Here is a 24,279-nt window from a genome sequence, read left to right as displayed (position 1 = left end):
AATAATTAGTTAATAAATTAATTATAGTTTATTAACAACTATTTAAATAAAAACTATTACTAACTGATATTACATTAAAATCAATTATTTAATAAGTATGTTTTCTTAACTAAATATGTATTCTAACTCAATATAGTCTTCTTTTTCTTTATTTTTTCTTACTTTTAAACTTACTATCTTTTCTATTTCTTCATCATTAATACTTTTTTCAATAATAGTATTATTAAAATATGTATCTACTGTTCTATCATAAGCAACAGCTATATACTCGCAATTTTTATTTGTATGTACATCTATGTATATTTCACCATAATTTGAATCTAAAATTTCTTCATCTTTATCTTTTCCATAGTGAAACTTAATATTTTCATCATTTTTCAAGTTCATTCTTAGCATTATTTCTTTATTCTTTTTAGTAAAAACCATTGCTCCTCCTCCTTTATATTTTATTTTTCACTTTATATAATTATTATATATTTCATATAAAATAAAATATAGGTAACCTATAGTCCTTTTTTCCCTTAAAATAACAACAAAAAAAGGGACTATAGTCCCTTTTAATTAAAATATTTTTCTATATTATTTTTTATAGCTAAAATAGTTGCTTGAACCCTATCTTCAACAGAAATTTTTCTAAAGATATTAGTAACATAGTTTTTTATTGTCTTTTCTGATAAGAAAAGCTTTTCTGCAATTTCTTTATTTTTTAATCCATTAGAGATTTCATATAATATTCTTAATTCCCTTTTTGTTAATGAGTCTAATATATTTTCTTCTCTTTCATTGCTCTCAGTTATATCAGTAACCATAATCTTAACTAAAGCTTTATCTATATACTTATCTCCATAGAATACACTTCTTATTGCATAAACAACTTCACATCCTGCTGATTCCTTTAATATATATGCATCAGCACCTAAATCAATTGCTTCTTTTATTGTTTTTCTATCGTCTTCTACTGTTAGCATTACAATTTTTAGATTTTTATATTTTTCTTTTAAAATTTTAAGAGCCTCAAGCCCACTTAATACTGGCATATTTATATCTAATAATATTACATCCGGCTCATTCCAATCTACTAACTCTACTGCATCTTGTCCTGTTTTTCCTTCTGCTAACAAAATTAAATCTTCTTCAAAACTTATAATTCTATTTAATCCTTCTCTTATTAAATGATGATCATCTATTACCATAACTTTTATTTTTTCTTTACTCATTTTTTCTAACCTTTCTATTTATAGGTAGTTTAATTTTATATGTAGTTCCTTCATTTTCAGATGAATTTAAGCTTATTTCTCCTTGTAACTGATTTACTCTATCTAATATTCCAATTAATCCATATTTATTTCTGGTTTGTTTTGATTTTTTTAATACATTATCTATATTAAATCCTACCCCATCATCTTTTATCATTAACATAATATATTTACTTCCACTCTCAACTCTTATAATTACTTTTGTAGCTTTAGAATGTTTTTTTACATTATTTAATATTTCTTGAGTTAACCTATATACTGCAACTTGTATTATTTCTTCTATTTCTACAACTATTGGCATCATATTTAAATTTATATTTATATTACACTCTCTACTTATCTCATTTGCCATTTCTTTAATAGAATCATTTAACCCAAGTTCTTCCAAATGCATTGGTTTTAAATCACATAAAACTCCCCTTACTTCTTTTAAAGCCATTTTTACATTTAATTTTAAATCATCCAGTTCCTTTAAACCACTATTTAAATCTTTTTGCAATATCATTTTACATAAATCTATCCTTATCATAGTATTAGCTATATATTGAGCAGGACCATCATGAATTTCTCTTGCAATCCTTCTTCTTTCCATTTCTTGATTTTCTAGAATTTTTATGCCTAATAATATACCAGAGTCCTCAATGTCTTTAAATTCCTTTAAAATATCGCCCTCTAGATACCCTAAAGCAATATTAATTTGATTTACTGCATTATTTGCTTCTTCAATACTATTCATATAAGATTTAATAGTTCTTTCTAAAGAATCTCTTTTCTTTATTAAATCCTTTTCTTCATTTTTTTTAGTAATAAATTTTACTCTTATATCTAATGCTTCTTCATAAATTTCCTTTAGCTTCGATTCTGTATCTTCATTAGTTTTTCTTGAAGCATTAGCTAATAAATTTCTCATTTTTTTATCTAAAGCCTCTAATTCATCTACTTCAACTATTACCTTTTTTATTAAATTCTTGACTTCTTCTAGTTCAATTTTTTTTCTTTCAAAATCATCTCTAAGCCTATCTGCAATTTCAAATATACCAGATTTCCCAATATTTATTTCGCTTATAACCTTTTTTATTATTATATTTATATTTGCTATTCCATATAATTGTTTATCCATTTTTTCTCCATTCTTCATAAATTCTAATTATTATTTATAAAGTAACCCTTTTAAAAATATCATAATTTTCACCATATTGACAAGATACGTTATAAAATGAAAGTTAATATTTATAAATGCAAAAAACTATACTAGGTAAATACTACCTAGTATAGTTTTTAAATTGCCCATTTTTTATTTTTAGTAAAAGATACATTTAACCATTTTTTCAAATCAAAATGATTAGTATTTTTATCAATTATTTCTCTTACCTTATCCATATCTTCTACAGATTTAACTTTAGAATTATTTGAAACTACAAAATCTATTTCAATTCTTAATTCTCTTCCGACCTTTACTACTCTAGAAATAGAATCTTCCATATTGTATTCTTTCTCTATCTCCTTAACTAATGCAGAAACATCTTCATTTATTTCTTTGTCAGCTGTTACATTTATAATTTCTTTAAAAGAATTTATAAATGTTATAATAGGTACTCTTAAGAAAATACTAGATGTTAAAATTACCATTACTGGATCAACGTAGTTTGCAATTTTATATAAACCTAGTTTTCCTAATACTAACGAAATTATAAATCCAACAAATACTCCAACACTTAAGATTGTATCCATTAGCCATTGATTACTTTCTGCTTTTATTATTTCAGAATTTAAAGTTTTGGAACAACTTTTCATATAAAAATACACTATAGCACATCCAACGGATGATATAATTGCATAACCTATAGCAAATCCAACCTCTACTTTATTTCCTCCTGATAAGACTGCTTTTACAGCATTTGTCATGGTAACTGTACACATAATTAAAAGAACTAAAGATTTTACTAAAACTAATATAGGCTCTAAATTAGTTTTTCCAAATGGATATTTTTCAGAATCAGTTTTTCCAATAAATGTAGTCACTATAATGGCAAATAAAGATAAAATTAGACTTACTAAAGAATATAAACCATCAAAGGTTATCATTTCTGAATCTATCGCTCATCCCCATGCAATACCAATAATAGCGAAGAACAATCCACCATAAGCTGAAAATTTAAGAATTTTGTTTTCCGCTTTCATATTATCACCTCTCTAATTTGGAATATTATACTATATATTTTATAATTAAAGAGGTTTTTTATCAAACCATTAACATGCTATTTAAATTTTATTAATATGACTATTTTAAAAATTGTATTTTTTTTAAAATAGCATAAAAGTACATATTTTTATTATTATATTCTACTTAAATGTACATCACTTACATTCATCTATATATTCAAATCCTAATAAATCTAATACCTCATCTCCTATATTTCTTTCTTCTCCTACATATGGGAAACAATGAATATGAATTGCTGGATTAAAATTAAGTTCTATAATTGCATATTTAGAATTAATATTAGTATAATCTTCTATCATCATATCAACACCACATATATTTGCTCCAACTGCTTTTGCACTTTTAACTGCTATATCTTTAAAATATTCTTTTATATCATTTGTATAATCTATACTATCTCCGCCAGTGCTTATATTAGAATTTTCTCTTAAATAAACTATTTCATTCTCCTTAGGTATATACTCTATAGTTAAATTATTTTGTTTTAAATAAAGTTTTGCCTCTTCATTTAAAGAAATTTTTTCTAAAGGAGTTTTGTATCCCTTTCCCCTTAAGTCATTTTTATTTTTCTCTTCTACTAACTCTTCTATAGAATGTCTTCCATCACCTTTAACATTAGCAGGAACTCTATGAAGAACTCCTGAAACTTTATCCCCTATAACTAAAAATCTATATTCTTTACCATCTATTAATTCTTCTATTATAACTTTACTATCATATGAAAATGCAATTTCTAAAGCCTTAATTAAATCTTTTTCATTTCCACCCTTTTTAAATATACTTATTCCGAGTCCAAAATTAGTTGACTTAGGCTTTATTACAATACTTCTATTTATAAAATCACTTATGCTCTTAATTCCCTCTTCTAATGAATTAACTTCAACTCCAATTGGAACATTAATATTATTTTTATGAAGTACTTTTTTAGTAACTATTTTATTTTCCATTATTAATGAAGATATATAATTATCCTTTGAAGTTTTTGTAGCTTGTTTTATGTATTCAATATGATTTTTTCTTTTTAATGAAATAAAATTTTCTTCTTTGTCTAATATCTCAAATTCTAATCCCCTCTTTATAGCGGTCTTTAATAATATTTGAGTAGATAGCTCTAAATCTTCAAATCCTTTTAATTTATATCTGTTTTTGAAAGCAATTTTTTTATATGTTTTAGCTAATTTCATATTAGCATTAATATATCCTTCTGATCTTGATATTTCTGTTATCTTATATCCATAAGTTAATTTTGAGTTATTTATTTTTTCTATCTGTTTATTTATTATTTCATTTTCACCTAAATTAAAATCATCATTTATTTTCCTTATTTTATCAATGATAACTTTAGCCCATAAATTCTTTTCTATTTTTTCACCATTTCTTTTAAGCAAGACATTATTTATACCATATGTAGCAATTACTTTTTGATTGTACAATCCTTCTTCTTGCCACTTCTCATTATAATCTTCTTCTTCATTTAATAAGAATAATGTAAATAAATTTAAAAATCTTAAATCATCTAAACTTATTCCAACCTTATCAAATGGATTAATATCAATGCTTCTAATTTCTAAATATTTAATTCCATCACTTAAAAGAGATTGTAAAAAGTTATTATTGTCTATTGCTTTAAGTCTTACTTGACTATAAAGTTCCTTATGACTTTCTATTATTCCTTCTCTAACATATCCTTTTATGCTTTCTACATAGCTATTTACATCTTTATAGCTAGGAAATAACTCTATTTTATTTCCATATCCACAATCGCCATTTCTGTATGATAAAGCTCCATCATTTGAAAAAGTGCTATCTGCAATTTTCTCTAACTTTTTAATACATTCTCCTTCATAAGTTTCATGAATTACAGCAGCTCCCCCTAATAAATAAATTAGTATCCATCTGTATCTTAAATAATTTCTTGCTACCTTTAGATATACACTATCTCTAAAATCCTTATAACTTCTATCTTCTCCAAGCTTTTCATAAAGCTTTTTTATTATACTTTCATTATAAGAAAAATTATAATGGATTCCTGATATTAATTGTTTTTTTCCACCGTATTTTCTAAATAATTTTTCACGATATTCTCTTGCTCTTCTTCCTTCTTCTTTACATTGACAAAATTCAGCTATTGGAATATCGTGATTCTCTGGTATATCACAAGGCATAGATTGAGGCCATAAATATTCATCTCCTATTTCTAGAGCTGCAATATCATAAAGCGCACTTGAAAAATTATAAACCTCTTCTACACTATTACAAACTGGTGTAATGAGTTCTATTTGACTTTCTGAAAAATCCGTAGTTATATACGGATTTGACATTTTCCCATAAAACCCCTTAGGATGTGACTTTGATGATAATTTACCTTTATTATTTATTCTTAAAGATTCTCTTTCTATTCCATAGTTTCCACTTAAAAGTTCATCTATAATTATACTGTCTTTTATTTTATATAACATTTTTTATCCACTCTCCATATTTTTATCACATACATACTATAAGCGCTAATTCCCTTTAAAATACTTGATAATGATATACTCCACCATATTCCAAATATTCCAATATACTTTGTAAATATAAGCGCCATTGGTATTCTAATTACTGTAAATATTATACTTATAATGGCTGATATTTTAGGTTCACCTATTCCTGTAAATAATCCATTTGATATCATTTCTACTGCACTAAATACTTGAGATACTCCTACTATTTTCAAATAATCACTAGCAATTTTTATTGTTTCTTCCTCTCTAACAAATAGCCTTGCTAACTCTTCAGAAAATAAAATAAATATCGCTGATGCCATTAATGAATAAATTAATCCTATTATAAGTGATACTTTATATCCTTCTTTTACTCTTTCTAATTTAAAAGCTCCATAATTTTGCCCAACAAAGCTTGAAACTGCTCCATTTAAACCTCCAATAACCATAAATGTAATAGATTCTATTTGTAAACCTATTTTTTGTGCTGCAATTGCATTTGCACCAAATGTGGCAATTATTTTGGCTAATATTATATTAACTACTGTAAACAAGCATCTTTGAAATGCCATTGGAAAGCCTAAAATAATTATTTTTATTGTCTTATTTATACTTAGTCCCTCATTAGGACTATATCTAAGAATATCTTTTCCTTTAATGTTAAAAAGTATAAACATTGCTATATTAGCAATCAAAGTTGCTATAGCTGCTCCTGATACACCCAATTTAAATATATATATTAATATAGGATCTAAAATCATATTTATAACTACGCCAATTACACTAATTTTTAAAGCACTTTTATTATTCCCGAAACTTCCTAATATTCTTGTATAAAGCAAATTATAAAATGAAAAAAATAACATAGGAGAACTTAATGCTAAATATAAATATCCATCCCTCTCTACTGTTGAACTTCCGATATTAAAAAATCCTATAAAGTTTTTACCTAGTATAAGTAAAATAGATCCATATAATAATCCAATAATAAGATTTAAAAATAAACCTGCATTTAGATATTCTCTAACTTCTTTTTCATCTTTTTTGCCGACACTATGTGCTACCTTAATACCAGTCCCAATTATAACCATAGAGCTTATTGAATGACCTAATCCTATAAAAAAGCTAGCTGTTCCTATACTTGCCACACTATCGCTACCAAGTGATCCAACCCAAAGCATATCTATAAAGTTATAAGTTAACTGAAGTAATGAACTTCCCATAATAGGTAAAGCTAATGACGTTATACTTTTAGCAACATTTCCTGTAGTTAAGTCTACTTTTTTCATTTTCCCTCCTATTTATTTATCAAACATGTATTCATTATACTCCATTTATAAAAAGAGTCTATACCTTATTTTACCTTTTAAACATTTTCATTAATCATATCTATTTATTTTATAAAAGTTCTCCTTATTTCACAAATATTCTTATTTAATATTTTTAGTTATTTATTGCCTTTTTACAAATAAATTAATTTATTTGTAATAATATTATTTATTGTTTTAATTAGCATTAATTAAAACAATATGATATTATTAATTGATAAAAATATAAATATACTAAGAAAGGTAATTATAATGAATTTTAAAGAATTAGGAATTAGTGAAAATTTAATAGATGTGCTAAAAAATTCAGGAATTAAAACTCCTACAAAAGTTCAAGAAGAAAGTATTAACTATATAAAAAATGGTAGCGATCTTATTGGTGAAGCTCAAACTGGAACTGGTAAAACACTTGCCTTTTTACTTCCAATTTTCGAAAACATTTCTCCAAAAATAAATAATATACAAGGCTTAATAATATCTCCTACTAGAGAGCTTGCCATACAAATTACTGAAGAAGCTCTTAAATTAAAAAAAGGTAAGGATATTAATATTTTATCTATCTATGGCGGTAAAGATATTGGATCTCAACTTAAAAAACTAAATGGTGGAATCCATTTAATTATTGCAACACCTGGTAGACTATTAGATCACTTAAAAAGAAATACAATTAATTTATCTAAATTAAAAACTATAGTTTTAGATGAAGCTGATCAAATGCTTTTAATGGGTTTTAAAAATGAAGTTGAAGCAATAATGAAAGAAGTTCCTAAAAAAAGTCAAACTATATGTTTTTCTGCTACAATGGACTCACAAGTAAAAAAATTAGCCTATAGGTATATGAATGACCCAGTTATTATAAGTATAAAAAAGCAACAGATAACACTAGAATCAATAAAACAAGAAGTTGTTGAAACAACTGATAGATGGAAGCAAGATTCTTTATGTAAAGTTTTAGATGAAGATAATCCATTTATGGCTATTATTTTCTGTAGAACTAAAAGAAGGGTTGATGATTTAGAAATTGCATTACATAGAAGAGGTTATAATTGCGTTAAACTACATAGTGATATAATTCAATCAAAACGTGAAAGAATTATGAAATCATTTAAAAATGCTGATATTCAATATCTTATTGCTACTGATGTGGCATCAAGAGGTATTGATGTAACTGGAGTTACTCATATTTATAATTATGATATTCCTGAAAGCCCTGAAGCTTATATACATAGAATAGGTAGAACTGGAAGAGCTGGTGAAGAAGGGTATACATGTATGTTTATAGATCCTAAAAATAAAAATGCTCTTGAAGAAATTGAAGAAGCTATAAAGTTTAAAATACCTAGAAGAATTCTTTAACCTTTATAAAAAGCTAACTAATACTATTTAACTTATAGAATTAGTTAGCTTTTTTTAGATTATATTTATTTAGAATCCTCTTTTCTTAGCTTCTATACCACTTTCATTTAATGCTGGTTCTTCTGTAGTATTTATAAAACTATTTTTAGACATTGATTCCTTTGTTTTAACTCCATTTTTTAAGTAGTTATCCTTAGTATGTTCTCTTTTATTTGTAGATTTCATAACTATTCCTCCTATTTAAGTTTATTCAAAATTAGTATTACTTAATTAAGAAGATTTATTCTTAATTTATATTTTAAGATTCAACAAAGTCTCTAGTAACATCTTTAATCCATCTTCCACTTGAAACTCTAAATATACTTATAATAGATTTTAATATTTCATCTGATTTTATAATTAAGAATACAAATGCTACTGGTAAATTTAATACAAATGCTGCTATAAACCCTCCTGGTATAGCAACAAGCCACATAAAAATTATATCATTAATAAGCACAAATTTAGCATCTCCACCACCACGTAACACTCCCATTAGCATATTTACTCCTAAAGATTGAAATATTACTATAATTGAAGTTATACTCATTATCTCCATAGCTATTGCTTTTGTACTAGATGATACATTATAAAAATCTACTACAAATGGTCTTATAATATAAATAATTAAACTTGCCATTACTCCCATTACAACACTAAATAATGCAATTGTATGAGCATATTCCTTTGCTTTCTCACCTCTCCCTTCACCAATTGTATTTCCAATAACTACAGATGTAGCATTTGATAATCCAAATATAAATACTGTAACAAATTGGTGTGCAACTCCATTTATACTATTTGCTGCAACTACATCAGTTCCCATTCTTCCAACCACAACTGATATCATTGAAGCACCTATTGACCATAAAAGTTCATTGAATAATACTGGAGTACATATTGAAATAAAATCTTTAAAAATTACTTTATCAATATTTAAGAAATCTTTTATTTTTATACGTATTTTTTCTTCAAAGAATTTCATAAACAAAATTATAATAATAAACTCTGTAATACGTGCCATTACCGTTGCAATAGCCGCACCTTTTATTCCCATTTCAGGTGATCCTAAATTACCAAATATAAAAACCCAATTAAAAAATGCATTTACTATTAATGAAGCACTATATACAACCATAGAAATTTTAACTGTTTTTACAGACCTTAAAATCATAATAGTACAGTTAGTTACTGAATAAAACAAATAACCTATACAGACAATTCTTAAATAGCTTTTTCCTGCTTCGATAACAGCCTTATCAGTTGTAAATATATTCATAAACTTTCCTGGAATAAAAATTGCTATTGCTATAAATATAAATGTTATAATAATGCAAAATCTATACATTATAGAAAGTATTTTATGTATTGATTTTCTATCCCCCTTACCCCAATATTGAGAAGTCATTATACAAGACCCTCCTGCTAATCCAAACATCAATATCATTAAAACAAAAAATAAATTATTTGCAATTGAAACTGCTGATAATTGTACTTCCCCTAAAGAACCAACCATTAAAGTGTCTATCATACTTACAGCAAAAGTTATAAGATTTTGAATAGCTATTGGTAATGAAATACTTAAAAGTAACCTATAAAATTTTCTATCTCTTGTTATTTTCATTATAAATTCTCCCATTTTCCATAATTTCTGAAAACTTATTATATCATAATAATATACACTAAATAAATTATAATAATTAACAAAATGAAAATTTTATATTTTCCATTTATTTACATTTATTATTTTATTATGTATAATAGATTTATATTCTATAAAGTATACGAGGTAATTATTATGGAAAAAGATACTTTTAATATCGATGAAAAACGTAAAATTTTATATAAACGTAAGCAAAAAAGAAAGTTTATTTTAAGAGTTAATTTTCTTTTATTTTTATTTTTTATTTTATCACTTACCTTAATATTTACTATGAAACAAGATGATAAAAAAATAGCAGTTAAAAAAATTGCTACTGATGAAAAAAAATATATAGTTTGTATAGATCCAGGTCATGGTGATTGGGATATTGGTGCAAAAGGAGAAAATGGTACTATGGAAAAGGATATAGTACTTAATGTTTCATTAAAACTTGGAAAACTTCTTGAAGAAAATGAAATAAAAGTAGTTTATACACGAACAAATGATTCTCTTCCATGGTTATCTACTGCTAATGATAGCTTAAAAGAAAGAATAAATATTCCTAAAGTATTTAAAGCTGACTTATTTATATCTATACATTGTAATAGCAATGAAGCTTCAAAGGAATCTAAAGGTGTAGAATCTTGGTACAAACCTAATAGTAAAGATGGTGAAATGTTAGCTGATTTAATTCAAAAAGAGCTTGCCAATATAAACTATACTGTTGATAGAGGGCTTAAGTCCTATGGAAAGCCCGAAGATGCCCTTGCTGTTCTTGAACTTAACACAGCCACATCTACATTAATAGAACTAGGTTTTTTAAGTAATATTCAGGATGAGAAATTTCTATCTTCTGAAAAAGGTCAAGCCAATTGTGCCTTAGCAATCTATAATGGGATTTTAAAATATAAAGAAATTTATTCTAATAAGTCTATTGAAAATTTATCTAACCATCAGTAAATTTATATTTAAAATAAAACCTTGAAATATATAAAATATCTTCAAAAGAAAAGCTGATACATTTTAATAATTTCAAGGTTTTATATTATCTTGATAATCCTATATATTCTTCAATAGCTTCTATTAATTCATCTCTTCTCATAACATCTGTAGTTGATCCTCTTCTAATATAAAACGCACCTGTTTCTCTAATTTGATAAGGTTTTTGGTCACCATTATATATAATTATTACACAAATACATTTTCCATCAATAAAATGTTTGCTTACTGAAACTGGTATAGGTGGCTCACATCTTGAAGATACAATTTGTTGTATCTGTTCCTCAGTAAATAATTCATCTTTATTTAATCCAACAATTTTCTTTGTTTTATCTTCAATTCCTACTATTATATATCCTCTACCACCTTTTGAATTTGCAATTGCACAAATATCCTTTGCTAGCTCCTTTTTGCCACTTTCGTAATTTAGAAGTAGTTTAAGCTTAAAATCTAGTTTAAGACCCTCTTCTCGTTTTATAAGCGACCTTATCTTTCTTTTATTCACTACAGCCACCTCATTACACTATATTATTATATTATTCATTCTACATACATATAGTGAAAACCTTTTATACCTACTATAAAAGATAAAAAAATAGAACTTTCGTCCTATTTAAATATAAATATTATTAGATTGCTCTTCTGCATTTAAATAAATTATATAAATCAAATATCCTAGTAGTTCTATCATTCCAAACCATGTTAAATAATATCCCCATATACCAGTTAGTATTAACATTGCTATTGACCACTTCTTTGATTGTTTTCCTATTGCATATCTTCTTCCTACCCAAACTAATACTATAACAGGAATACTTACTAAAATCCATATTGCTGAATCTACAATTGATGTTACTGATAACACAATACAAGCAATTGAAACTAATACATCTCCTATAAAAGTAATTATTTTAGCTGACTTCTCCATAACCTCTTCCCCCTATTTTCTTATATTAATTAACTTGATTTTCTATTGTATATATACATATAAATTGATGCACTAAATATAACAATATATCCAATTACACTTAAATAATCTGGTAATACTCCAAAAATTACAATACTAATTATTGCAGAAAATATTATATTTGAATAATCAAATATTGATATTTCCTTTGCTGGAGCATACTTATATGCAATTGTTATTCCAAATTGACCTATACTTGCAAATATACCTGCTAAAACTAAGTATGTTAATTGCATTATTGACATTGATTTATATATTATTAGCATAAATGGTAATATAGTTACAGTTGAAAATAGTGAAAAGTAAAAAACAATTGTATAGTACTTTTCTTTTCCTCCTAAAACTCTTAAACAAGTATAAGCTGCTGCTGCAAATATAGCACTTGAGAATCCTGCTATTGCTGGTATTATATCTAAATTAAAAGATGGCTTAATTATAAAAAGTGCTCCTATGAAAGCAATCATCATAGCTAAGCCTTGTCTTAACTTAACTTTCTCATTTAAAAATAATGCTGAAAATATTATAACAAAAAATGGACTAAGTTTGTTTAACATATTAGCATCTGATAAAACTAATTTATCAATTGCATAAAAATTTAAAACTATACCTAAAGTTCCAAATGTAGATCTTAAAATAAGAGTTTTTTGATTTTCCCTTTTTCCAAAAAAGCTCTCTTTATTTTTAACAATAAATGCAAATGCAATAATTGTAGATATTAAATTTCTAAAAAATGTTTTCTGCAGTGATGGTAAATCTCCTGATAGTTTAACAAAAGTAGACATCATTGCAAAACCAAAGGCAGATAATATTATAAAAAATATTCCCTTTGTTGTATTATTAATTTTTTTATTAGTCATTTTAAACTCCTTAAATTTTATCTGTTTTCTATATATTTTTTTGGAATTAAATTTATAAAAGTACTTTGTGTTGTTTTTCTAAAATATCCTCCATCTCTATTAGCAGTTAAATATAATCTCTTTTTTGCCCTTGTTATAGCAACATAAAATGTTCTTTTTTCTTCTTCTAAATTGTTACTTTTAACTGACATATATGATGGAAATGTATTTTGTTTTAATCCTGATAAAAATACAGTTTCAAACTCTAATCCTTTTGCTTGATGTACCGTTATTATTGGTATTCTTACAGCTTTAGCTCTATTAATCATAAGATTTTCAAGTTCTCCATTTGAAAGTGAAGTTATTTTAATTATTTCTAAAAGAGAATCTCTATTGCTTTTTTCCTTATCATCTATTTCCCTAAGTAAATAATAAAAATCCCTTAGCCTCTCTATTTTTTCTTTCCCTTCTTCACCTGTATAAAGACTTTTAATATGAAATTCATTTATAATATATGCAACTATTTCAAATGGCCTTAATTCTAATGATTCTTTAAAAAGTTTATCTAATTTATTTGTTATTTTAGAGAATGCTTTTAAATGATTATTCATTAATGTCATTCTCTCTAAAGATGTTTTAGTAATATCATTTTTTATTGCCATTACTAAAAGTTCCTTAGTTGCAAGTATATCATCCATAGCATTATGGCTTGGCTTATGAGTTGTATTAAATATATTACTTAAAGTTTCAAGTTTATGATTCTTTAAATTAGGATAAAATCTTCTATATATATCTAAAGTGTCATAAAATCCCTTAAATTTAGGTTTTGAAATTTTAACTCTACTTGCTTCACTTGTTAATATATTTATATCAAATTGTACATTATGTCCTACTATTACAGCATCTTTTGAAAATTCTATAAACTCCCTTAGAACTTTTTCTTTTTCTTCTCCATTCTCTCTTAAAAATTCATCTGAAAAACCATGTACATGTTTTGAATTATTAACTGATTTTTTATTTTTTAAAAACTTTTCAAATACCTCTATAACATCACCACTTCTATTTATCTTTATAGCTGCTATTTGTATAATTTCATCTGAAGTTACATCTATCCCTGTACTCTCTACATCAAAAATAATTATATTATCTTCTGAAAATTCTCTAAGTAACATTCCATACTTTTCACCATATTCTCTAACGCCTATATCTATAAAATCACAAAGTTCTATTCCAATACTTTTGTATTTCTTTGAATCTATTGCTTCAAAAGCTTTATCTCCTACTCCTGTTGGAAGCCTTTTTACTATTCTTTTTAAACTTATTGAATCATATCTATTGCAAATTAGCTTTAAAAATGAGATTATGTCTTTAACTTCTTGTCTTCTAAAGAACTTAAATTGATCTACTAGAATAAAACTAAAATTTGCACCTTCTCTTTCTATTATTTTACCTATTTTATCACTTAAAGCTATGTTATAATTGTTATCTCTTGTTAAAATGCAAATCTTGGATAAATCACATCCAGCTTCCTCTAACTTTCTTATTTCATCTATTATAAAATGTGCTTCTTCTAATAAGTCCTCTGTAACCTTTAAAGATATTTTTTCTCCTACTTCTACAGACTCTGATTTTATATCACTTTTATAGATTTCATTTACTTCATCACTAAAGGCATTTCTAAGAAAATCCAAAGAAGCATTTGTTAAAATTTTAGTTGCTCTATAATTTTTAGAAAATACTATTTCTATTGGATTATATTTATTTTTATACTCCTTAAATATATTTAGTGGTTCAGAACCTCGCCACCCATAAATAGTTTGAAATATATCTCCACAAATAAGAATATTATTATCTTTAAATATCCTTTCTATTATTGAATATTCTAATGTACTTGTATCTTGTACTTCATCAATATTTATATATTTATATTTCTCACTTAATTTAAAAATAACATCCTTACTTTTAAATAACTCTTTAACTTTAACAATTATATCTGCAAAATCTAAACCATGATTATTATGTAATAATGAATTATATGTATTAACTAAAATTCCACCTTTTACAATAAAAAAGTTCTTTAGATTTCCATTAAATTGTCCTTTTTCTGTACAAATATTATTTATAACTTCTTCTTTATTTTTAAATACATACGCTATTACATTATTGTAATCTTCAATTATATTATTTGAATAAATATCTAGTTTAGCTCTTTCAATTTTTATGAAATCTATAAATCTTTGTAATTGTCCTATTGAAAAATTCATATAATTACAAGTTTTGATTAACTCCTTACAATCTTCTTCATCGAAAATCATAAAATCTGTAAATATATCAGTTCTTTTTTTAGCTTCTGATTTTATTATATCAAAACAAAAACTATGAAATGTTTTAATTGTAATATCTTTTGCTTTGCCTCCTAATCTTTTTGAAATTCTCTCCTCCATTTCTCTACAAGCTTTATTTGTAAATGTAATACAAAGAATTTCACTTGGCTTTGCTTTTTCTCTAGATATTATATTTGTAATTCTTTTGGCTAAAGTTTCTGTCTTCCCAGTGCCTGCTGATGCAAGTAGTATTATATTTTTATCTAATTCATTTATAACAATATTTTGTTCCTTATTTAAACTCATTTTTTCACCTTCTTTCAAGGAAATAGTATATTAACGATTATATATTTTTTATAATTATACCATATTTATATATCGTCTTTTATCTTTAAATTTACAAAAGGCTTATAGAAATAAACATTAATTTTATTTCTATAAGCCTAAAGTATAAATTTAATAATTTATATCTGTTGCTCTCTCTAGAATTCCAGTTAGGAATGCTAATACTACCCCGTAATTAGTTATTGGAATATTTTTTTCATTACAATAATTTACTCTATTAATAACTGTTTTTCTATTAATCATACATGCTCCACAATGAATAATAAGACTATATTCATTTATATTTTCTGGGAAATCATGTCCTACTCTAAACTCATAATTTAACTCTCCTCCTACATATTTATTTAGAAGGTTTGGTATTTTTACTCTTCCAATATCTTCATGAGATATATTATGAGAACAGCTTTCTGAAATTAATATTTTATCTCCAGGTTTTAATTTTCTAATTTCTTTTACACCTTGTATAAATGTTTTTATATCGCCCTTATGTCTTGCAAATAAAATGGAAAAGCTCGTTAAAGGAATATTCTTTGGTACTATTTTATCAACTTCTTTAAATACTTGAGAGTCTGTAACCACTAAATCTACATCTTTTAAATCTTTTAAAGCATCTTTAAGTTCTGTATCTCTTACAACATAGCTTTTAATTCCATTATCTAAACAATCTCTTATTATTTGAACTTGAGGAAGTATTATTCTTCCCTTTGGAGCTTCCGAATCTATTGGAACTACTAAAATTACTTTTCCGTTATAAGGGACTATATCTCCTATAAGAGAAATTTCCTCATCTTCCTCATTTAAAGCATCTATTATTTTAATTTTTAGTTCTTCAATACCTAAATTTTCATTACAGCTTACAAATATAGCCTCATTATATTTCCCTTTTAATTTTTCTTTTTTATCTTCTTTAATAGTGTCTATTTTATTTATAATTAAAAGATAAGGAAAATTATACTTTTTAGCTTCGCTTTTAAATTCATTTAATTCCTTTTCATTGCACTTATTAGCTTCCATAATATATAAAGCTAAATCAACTCTCTTGTAGATATCCTTTGTTCTTTTGATTCTTAAATCACCAAGTTCACTACTGTCATAAAGTCCTGCCGTATCTATAAATAAAACTGGACCAAATGGAATAAGTTCCATTGCTTTTATTACTGGATCTGTAGTGGTCCCTTCTTTTTCTGATACTAATGATATCTCTTGATTTAGTATTTTATTTAATAATGAAGATTTACCTGCATTTGTTTTTCCAAATAAGGCTATATGCTTTCTATTAGCATTTGGTGTACTATTCATATTTTTCTCCTATAAATAAAAATCTCTCTCTCCATTTTCAATCTTCTTAAGATTATTCTTTAGTAAAGTTTTAATATCCTCTCTATTTATATTTTCAGCTTCTCTTTCTATTGTTTCCTTTGCCTTTTTATAAAGTTCCTTATCACCATAATCTACTGCAAACTCCATTAATGTCATTAATGCATTAGGTCCACATACATATTGTATTGTTCCTGCTTTAGCCATAGACATAAATCTTTCTCCAGTTCTACCCTTTCTATAGCATGCTGTACAATAGCTTGGTATATACCCATCATCCAAAAGTTCCTTTAAAATATCCATTGGACTTCTTTCATCAGATGTTTTAAATTGACTTGACTCCTTGCCTTCTTGTCTACTTTTATATCCTCCAACGCCAGTACTTGAACCTGCCGAAACTTGAGAAACACCATATTTTAACAATTCTTTTCTCATTTTTGCACTTTCCCTAGTTGAAAGAATTAAGCCTGTAAAAGGTACTGCTATTCTTAAAACAGCTACTATCTTTTTAAACATATTATCATCTACTAAGTTAGGGAAATTTTCAAGACTTACTCCTCCTGCTGGCTTTAATCTTGGTACAGATATAGTATGGAATCCTACACCATACTTTTCTTCTAAATGTTCATTATGCATCATTAATGCAAGAACTTCAAACTTAGGATCTGCAAGTCCAAATAATGCACCTGCACCAACATCATCAATACCTGCCTCCATAGCTCTATCAAAAGCTGTTAAATGATACTCATAACTGCTTTTTAAACATTTTGGATGCATTTTTTCGTAAGTTTCCTTATGATATGTTTCTTGGAATAATATATAAGTTCCTATTCCAGCTTCCTTTAACATTTTATATTCTTCAACTGTTGTAGCTGCGATATTTACATTTACTCTTCTTATAGAACCATTATCTTTTTGAGTTTTATAAATTGTATCTAAACATTCTAAAACATATTCTATTGGAGCATTAACTGGATCCTCTCCTAGTTCTAATGCTAATCTTTTATGTCCCATACTTTCTAAAATTTCAACTTCTGATGCAACTTCTTCTTGAGTTAGCTTTCTTCTTGTAAATTTATTACATCTTTGATAACCACAATAAACACAATCATTAACACAATAATCACTTACATATAATGGTGCAAATACCACTACTCTTTTCCCATAAATAGATTCCTTTATTTCTCCGGCTAGCTTGTACATTTCTTTCAATTGAACTTTATCTTCCATTTGAAGTAAAATAGCTATATCTTCATAAGATAATCCTTTTCTACTTTTAGCTCTTTCTAAAACTTCTCCAATTTGTTCTTTTGTAGCATACTTAGCTTTTTCTAAAGTGTTTTGTATAAACTCATGATTAATAAACATAAAATAAATCCTCCACATTTAAATTTATTTTAAAATTATCCTAAAGCTTCAAGATATGCATCTTTTTTTATATTAAAAAAAGCAGAATTTCTAAAAAGAAACTCTGCTAAAATTACATACCCTAAAATCACTAGTTAAACAAATTACTAGTGAAGACTATTAACTTTAATCTCATCTCTTTCAGATTAAATTTCTTTTCTCTGTTAGATAATTTTATTTATATGGTACACATTTAAAAAGAAAACTCTCTTAAAATATGAAGTCCATATATTTATAATAGTCATACTAATATTATTTGTCAACGGATACATAACCATAATATACCTAATTTATTCTATTGCATTTTTTATTGTATGCCATGCAAGTACAGCACACTTTACTCTTGCTGGCATATTAGAAATATTCTTTAAAATTATAGCATCTTCTAATGCTTCCAACTCTTCTTCATCTTTAATTTCCCTTTTAATCATAGAAATAAAAGTTTCAATTAATTTAAGTGCTTCATCTTTACTTTTACCATTTATTAAATCTATCATCATAGATGTAGATGCTTGAGAAATAGCACATCCAGTTCCTGTAAAAGAAAGTTCTTCAATAATATTGTCTTTAAATTTTATCTCCAATGTTATTTCATCTCCACAACTTGGATTATGACCCTTTTCACATTTATCTGGATTTTCCAAATGACCTCTATTGTGTTTTGATACACTATGCTCCATTATAAGTTCTGTATATATTGAATTTAAATCCATATTATTTTCCCCTCCATTTCTCAAACATATTATATACCTTTTTCATAGCATAAATTAGCTTATCTACATCTTCCTTAGTGTTATAGAAATAAAAGCTTGCTCTACATGTTGAGTTTATTCCCATATATCTCATTAAAGGTTGTGCACAGTGATTTCCTGATCTTACCGATATTCCCAAATTATCAAATACTGATGCAACATCGTGAGAATGAACCCCATCTATTTCAAAGGATATAACACCACATCTCTTTTTATTATCCTTAGGTCCATATACCTTTATATATGGCATATCTCTAAGTCTTTCCATTGCATACTCTACAAGTTCTCTTTCAATTTCAACAATCCTATCAAAACCTATCTTTTCAATATACTCAATAGCTTTAGAAAGTCCAATTGCCCCTTCAACATTTTGAGTTCCACCTTCAAATCTATATGGAACTTCATTAAAGGTAGCTTCCTGTTCATAAACATATTCAACCATATCTCCACCATATAAAAATGGCTTCATTTTTTCTAGTAACTTTTTCTTTCCATAAAGTACTCCTATTCCCATAGGTGCTAATAATTTATGACCTGAAAACACTAAAAAGTCTGCATCTAACTCTTTTACATCTACCTTTAAATGAGGAACTCCTTGAGCTCCATCTACAATAACTACCGCCCCTTTAGAATGTGCAATTTCTATTATTTCCTTAATTGGATTAATAGTTCCTAATACATTTGATACATGAGTTATACTTACTATCTTAGTTTTTTCTGTAATCTTTTCTCTAACCTCATCTAAATTTAGTTCTCCATCTTCATTTATATAAAGATACTTAAGTGTTGCTCCCTTTGCCATTGCTAATTGCTGCCAAGGAATTAAGTTAGAGTGATGTTCAGCTATTGATATAACTATTTCATCTCCCTTATTTATGTTCTCAATACCATATGACATAGATAAAAGATTAAACCCCTCTGTTGCATTTTTTGTAAAAACTATTTCTTTTTCGCTTTCTGCTCCTATAAAATCTTTAACTTTTTTTCTTGCATTTTCATAGGCTTCTGTTGCTAGTACACTTAACTGATACGCTCCTCTATGAGGATTGGCATTATATTTTTCATAATATTCTTCTATAGCTTTTATTACTTCAATTGGCTTTTGAGTTGTTGCTGCACTATCTAAATATATAGTTTTCTGTCCACTTTCAGTATTTGTAAGAAGAGGAAAGTCATTTTTAAAATCATAATTATTCATTTTTTAATTGCTCCTTAACCTCTTTTAATATTTCATTTTTTATTTCTTCATCTTTTATCTTATCTATTATCGGATTAAATGTGGCTTCTATAATCAATAATCTAGCATCTAAAAAGCTTAAACCTCTACTCATTAAATAAAATAATTTATCTTCATCTATTTTTCCTGATGATGCTGCATGTTCTCCTGAAACATCATACTCTTCGCAAAGTAATAAAGGAACCGCTTTTGACTTTGCCTTTTTTGATAAAAGCATACAGTATTCTTCTTCATTTCCTACACTTTTTTCTGCACCTCTTTTAAAATCTAATGTTCCTCTAAATATTTTACTTGATTTATCTTTTAAGGCTCCCTTAGTAATTATTTCTGAATTACTATACTTCCCTTTATGGCTCATTATATAATTTATATCTATAACTTTACTTTCTCCACCTAAATATAATGAATTTAACCTTGAATTAGATTTATCTTCTATTAAGTCTCCATGATAATTAGTAATACTATATTTTCCTCCTAAATCAATTGAAATAAAATCTACATTTCCATTTTCCTTAACTTCTGCAATTGTAGAGTTAATATGAACAGTATTTTTATTTAATAAATTTACATTAACTAATTGAATATCACTATTTTCTTTACAAAAGACTTTACATACTCCATTATGATATCCTAAAGTATCATCTACTGATTTATATACTAATATAATTTTTCCCTTTGTATTCTCCTCTGCTACTATAATAATATTATCAACTAATATACTATTATCTTTATCTATATTAAATTCAATTACTGCGGCTTCTTCTTCACTTAAATCCTTATTTATTTTAACTAAATATCCTTGGTTAAAATCTTTTTCACCTTGATTTATTAGTTCCTTAGAAACCCCATAATCAAAATTCTTACTAAAAGAAAAAATATTATTCTTTTCAAATGGTATAATTTCTATTCCATTTATATCTTTAATATTTAAATTATTAAAAGGAGTAATTTTAGGCATTTTATAATTTTCAATTGTAATATCATTAATTTTCAACCAGTTTTTTGTTCTTACCGGTGTCTTATTTAAATTTTTAAACTCTATATTTTTCATACTATTACTCCTATCCAATACTTCCTTCTAATTCTAGTTTAATTAAGTTATTCATTTCTACCGCATATTCTAAAGGTAGCTCCTTTGATATTGGCTCAACAAATCCTCTAACAATCATTGACTTTGCCTCGTCTTCACTTATTCCTCTAGTCATTAAATAGAATATTGCTTCATCACTAATTTTACCTATCTTAGCTTCATGTCCAATTTCAACCTCATCATTCATTAAGTCAATTACTGGTATTGTATCTGATTTTGATATACTATCTAACATTAATGATTCACATGAAACCATAGATTTTGAGTTATATGCATTTGCATTTACTTTAATAACACCTCTATAGATAGCTGAACCACCATTTTTAGATATTGATTTTGAATTTATTGTAGATGAAGTATTTGGAGCTGCATGAACAACCTTTGCTCCAGTATCTAAATTTTGTCCTTTTCCTGCAAAAGAAACCCCTGTAAACTCTGCTCTTGCTCCTTCTCCTCTTAAAACACTCATAGGATATAACATTGATATTTTTGAACCAAAGGAACCTGATACCCATTCTATTGTAGCGTCTTTATCAACTATTGCTCTCTTTGTATTTAAATTAAGCATATTTTTAGACCAATTTTCTATTGTGCTATATCTTAATGTAGCCTTTTCCTTTACAAAAAGTTCTACACATCCAGCATGCAAATTAGTAACATTATGCTTTGGAGCCGAACAACCTTCTATAAAATGTAACTTTGCGCCCTCATCTACAATTATTAATGTATGTTCAAACTGCCCTGCTCCTGGTGAGTTTAATCTAAAATATGATTGAAGTGGAATATCTACTTCAACACCTTTTGGTACATAAACAAATGATCCCCCTGACCAAACTGCTCCATGTAAAGCAACAAACTTATGATCTCTTGCTGTAACACATTTCATAAAATACTCTTTTACTAAATCTTCATGTTCTTTTACCGCTGTTTCCATATCAGTATATATAACACCCTGTTTAACAAGGTCTTCCTTTATACTATGGTAAACAACTTCTGAATCATATTGTGCTCCAACCCCTGCTAATGATTTTTTCTCTGCCTCCGGTATTCCTAAAAGATCAAAAGTTTTTTTAATATCTTCCGGAACATTCTCCCAACTTTCATTTAAGTTTGTTTTAGGTCTTACATAAGTTACTATATTATCCATATCTAATTCTTCTAAAGATGGTCCCCATGATGGAAGTTCTAAACTATTATATATCTCTAAAGATTTTAATCTAAATTCCCTCATCCATTCTGGTTCATTTTTTTCTCTAGAAATTGTTTCGACTATTTCTCTAGTTAAACCTTTTTTAGACTTAAAGCTAAACTCATCCTTATTTTTAATATCATAGATACCTCTATCCATTTCATCTACATATGTTCTTTTTTTCATTTCCAACTTAAATCACCACCTTTATAAAGTAATTTCTTCTTTATATTTTTCATATCCCATTTCATTTATTTCATTAGCTAAACTGCTATCGCCACTTTTAACAATTTTTCCATTTACTAATACATGTACAAAATCTGGATTTAATCCGTCTAATATTTTAGTATTATGTGTTATTATTAAAACACCATTTTCTTCATTTGCAAAAAGTCTTATACCTTCTGAAACCACTTTTATAGCATCAACATCTAGTCCTGAATCTGTTTCATCTAAAATTGCTAATTTAGGATTTAACATAAGCATTTGAAGAATTTCATTTTTCTTTTTTTCTCCACCAGAAAAACCTACATTTAAATATCTTTTTGCATATTCAGGCTTAATTTTAAGTTCCTTCATATTTCCCTTCAAATCTTTATCAAACTTTAAATACTTTATTAAATTACCATCGATAGAAGTTTTAGCTGTTTTTAAAAAGTTTTCAACTGTAATCCCAGGAATTTCTTCTGGATATTGGAATGATAAAAACATTCCTTTTCTCGCCCTTTCATCTGTTTTTAATTCAGTTATATCTTCTCCTAAAAATATAACTTTTCCGTTTACTAAAGAATATTTTGGATGATTCATAAGAGCATTTGCTAAAGTTGATTTTCCAGCTCCATTAGGACCCATAATTACATGAATCTCACCTTTTTTTATTTTAAGATTTAATCCTTTTAATATTTCTTTTTCTTCTACATTTATCTTTAAATCATTTATTTTTAATAATATATTATTCATCATACTACACTCCCTAAAAATTTATATCATAGTAAATCACTCTGATTTATTTGTTTATATCTTACTAAAATACTCTGATTTAATCAATAAGCAATATACTTTAAATATTATCTAATACTTCTTATTAAATTATATTTTTTAATATTTGCTCTATTATTCTTTGATTTACTTAGATTTCCTAATTAATATATAAAAATTGCCATGAAGACTTTTAAGTTGTCAATAATTTAGTTATTTATATAATTTCCTTAACAATGAAAAAAGCTAAGGGATTTTATATATTCCCTTAGCTTTTTGCTTACTTATAAAGATTATCCTCTATTATTTTTTTAGCTAGAATTCCAATATTAACTTCCTTTGTATCCATATAAACATCAATAATTCTATCTACTAATGTAACTTCTACATATTCTATTAACTTTTCATTTTCATCTTTAAATTTTATAATATCATATGTTATTATATCTTCCTTAAGTTGTTTTAATGTTATCATATTAATACTCCTTGTCTTTAAAAGTTTATTGTATC

At 26.1% G+C, this 24,279-nt stretch carries 21 protein-coding genes and 1 pseudogene; 2 read left to right on the top strand and 20 right to left on the bottom strand.

Translation table 11 applies throughout. The features are described 5' to 3' along the window. Nucleotides 1-105: 105 nt before the first annotated feature. From ACYQ1T_RS12330 to ACYQ1T_RS12305, 6 genes are all read right to left on the bottom strand, one after another. Nucleotides 106-426, bottom strand: coding sequence for a hypothetical protein (locus ACYQ1T_RS12330; RefSeq protein ID WP_459835188.1), 321 nt, complete (start codon nt 424-426; stop codon nt 106-108). Nucleotides 427-557: 131 nt separating this feature from the next. Next, complete coding sequence (locus tag ACYQ1T_RS12325) at nt 558-1,217, bottom strand: response regulator (RefSeq protein WP_459835186.1); 660 nt, start codon at nt 1,215-1,217, stop codon at nt 558-560. Then, nucleotides 1,210-2,394: a sensor histidine kinase gene (locus ACYQ1T_RS12320; protein ID WP_459835183.1), complete on the bottom strand. Its 1,185-nt coding sequence runs from the start codon at nt 2,392-2,394 to the stop codon at nt 1,210-1,212. The genes ACYQ1T_RS12325 and ACYQ1T_RS12320 overlap by 8 nt, the downstream gene beginning before the upstream one ends. A 140-nt stretch (nt 2,395-2,534) precedes the next feature. Further along, the gene (locus ACYQ1T_RS12315; protein ID WP_459835181.1) at nt 2,535-3,341 is read right to left on the bottom strand and encodes a cation diffusion facilitator family transporter; all 807 of its coding nucleotides are present in this window, start codon (nt 3,339-3,341) and stop codon (nt 2,535-2,537) included. A gap of 273 nt (nt 3,342-3,614) precedes the next feature. Further along, nucleotides 3,615-5,939, bottom strand: coding sequence for a bifunctional glutamate--cysteine ligase GshA/glutathione synthetase GshB (gene gshAB / locus ACYQ1T_RS12310; protein ID WP_459835179.1), 2,325 nt, complete (start codon nt 5,937-5,939; stop codon nt 3,615-3,617). Next, a complete protein-coding gene (locus ACYQ1T_RS12305; protein ID WP_459835177.1) occupies nt 5,924-7,252 on the bottom strand; it encodes an MATE family efflux transporter in 1,329 nt (442 codons plus the stop codon). The genes gshAB and ACYQ1T_RS12305 overlap by 16 nt, the downstream gene beginning before the upstream one ends. Before the next feature lie 291 nt (nt 7,253-7,543). On the opposite strand from ACYQ1T_RS12305, the gene ACYQ1T_RS12300 reads away from it, so the two are divergent. Then, entirely contained in the window at nt 7,544-8,647 is a 1,104-nt protein-coding gene (locus ACYQ1T_RS12300; protein WP_459835175.1) for a DEAD/DEAH box helicase, read from the top strand. A 69-nt stretch (nt 8,648-8,716) separates the two neighbouring features. Here the strand turns inward: ACYQ1T_RS12300 and ACYQ1T_RS12295 are convergent, their stop codons facing one another. Beyond that, a complete protein-coding gene (locus ACYQ1T_RS12295; RefSeq protein WP_459835173.1) occupies nt 8,717-8,872 on the bottom strand; it encodes a hypothetical protein in 156 nt (51 codons plus the stop codon). Nucleotides 8,873-8,945: 73 nt separating this feature from the next. Beyond that, nucleotides 8,946-10,310, bottom strand: a complete 1,365-nt coding sequence (locus ACYQ1T_RS12290) for an MATE family efflux transporter (protein WP_459835171.1) — start codon at nt 10,308-10,310, stop codon at nt 8,946-8,948. A 174-nt stretch (nt 10,311-10,484) separates the two neighbouring features. On the opposite strand from ACYQ1T_RS12290, the gene ACYQ1T_RS12285 reads away from it, so the two are divergent. Beyond that, nucleotides 10,485-11,288, top strand: coding sequence for an N-acetylmuramoyl-L-alanine amidase family protein (locus ACYQ1T_RS12285; RefSeq protein ID WP_459835169.1), 804 nt, complete (start codon nt 10,485-10,487; stop codon nt 11,286-11,288). A 91-nt stretch (nt 11,289-11,379) separates the two neighbouring features. Here the strand turns inward: ACYQ1T_RS12285 and ACYQ1T_RS12280 are convergent. From ACYQ1T_RS12280 to ACYQ1T_RS12225, 12 genes and pseudogenes are all read right to left on the bottom strand, one after another. Continuing rightward, nucleotides 11,380-11,832, bottom strand: a pseudogene (locus tag ACYQ1T_RS12280) (AlbA family DNA-binding domain-containing protein); the annotation flags it as partial. A gap of 108 nt (nt 11,833-11,940) precedes the next feature. Further along, nucleotides 11,941-12,255, bottom strand: a complete 315-nt coding sequence (locus ACYQ1T_RS12275) for a hypothetical protein (RefSeq protein WP_459835167.1) — start codon at nt 12,253-12,255, stop codon at nt 11,941-11,943. A gap of 29 nt (nt 12,256-12,284) precedes the next feature. Then, entirely contained in the window at nt 12,285-13,151 is an 867-nt protein-coding gene (locus tag ACYQ1T_RS12270; protein WP_459835164.1) for a DMT family transporter, read from the bottom strand. 17 nt (nt 13,152-13,168) lie between these two features. Next, nucleotides 13,169-15,760, bottom strand: coding sequence for a 3'-5' exonuclease (locus ACYQ1T_RS12265; RefSeq protein WP_459835160.1), 2,592 nt, complete (start codon nt 15,758-15,760; stop codon nt 13,169-13,171). Between the two features lie 150 nt (nt 15,761-15,910). Beyond that, entirely contained in the window at nt 15,911-17,098 is a 1,188-nt protein-coding gene (gene hydF, locus ACYQ1T_RS12260; protein WP_459835158.1) for a [FeFe] hydrogenase H-cluster maturation GTPase HydF, read from the bottom strand. A gap of 9 nt (nt 17,099-17,107) precedes the next feature. Beyond that, nucleotides 17,108-18,484 (bottom strand): [FeFe] hydrogenase H-cluster radical SAM maturase HydG, encoded by a 1,377-nt coding sequence (gene hydG, locus ACYQ1T_RS12255; protein ID WP_459835155.1) that lies wholly within the window; start codon nt 18,482-18,484, stop codon nt 17,108-17,110. 329 nt (nt 18,485-18,813) lie between these two features. Continuing rightward, entirely contained in the window at nt 18,814-19,236 is a 423-nt protein-coding gene (gene sufU, locus ACYQ1T_RS12250; protein WP_459835153.1) for a Fe-S cluster assembly sulfur transfer protein SufU, read from the bottom strand. A 1-nt stretch (nt 19,237) separates the two neighbouring features. Next, nucleotides 19,238-20,473 carry a cysteine desulfurase gene (locus ACYQ1T_RS12245; protein ID WP_459835151.1) on the bottom strand — a complete coding sequence of 412 codons (1,236 nt, stop codon included), beginning with the start codon at nt 20,471-20,473 and terminating at the stop codon, nt 19,238-19,240. Continuing rightward, nucleotides 20,466-21,563, bottom strand: a complete 1,098-nt coding sequence (gene sufD, locus ACYQ1T_RS12240) for a Fe-S cluster assembly protein SufD (RefSeq protein WP_459835149.1) — start codon at nt 21,561-21,563, stop codon at nt 20,466-20,468. The genes ACYQ1T_RS12245 and sufD overlap by 8 nt, the downstream gene beginning before the upstream one ends. A 10-nt stretch (nt 21,564-21,573) precedes the next feature. After that, complete coding sequence (sufB, locus tag ACYQ1T_RS12235; RefSeq protein WP_459835147.1) at nt 21,574-22,983, bottom strand: Fe-S cluster assembly protein SufB; 1,410 nt, start codon at nt 22,981-22,983, stop codon at nt 21,574-21,576. 15 nt (nt 22,984-22,998) lie between these two features. Beyond that, complete coding sequence (gene sufC / locus ACYQ1T_RS12230; protein WP_459836540.1) at nt 22,999-23,751, bottom strand: Fe-S cluster assembly ATPase SufC; 753 nt, start codon at nt 23,749-23,751, stop codon at nt 22,999-23,001. Between the two features lie 298 nt (nt 23,752-24,049). After that, nucleotides 24,050-24,244, bottom strand: coding sequence for a hypothetical protein (locus ACYQ1T_RS12225; RefSeq protein WP_459835145.1), 195 nt, complete (start codon nt 24,242-24,244; stop codon nt 24,050-24,052). Nucleotides 24,245-24,279: the final 35 nt, after the last annotated feature.

Source organism: Clostridium carnis (assembly GCF_054657435.1).
Note: the sequence above shows the minus strand (reverse complement) of the source record. Positions and strands in the feature narration are given on the sequence as shown.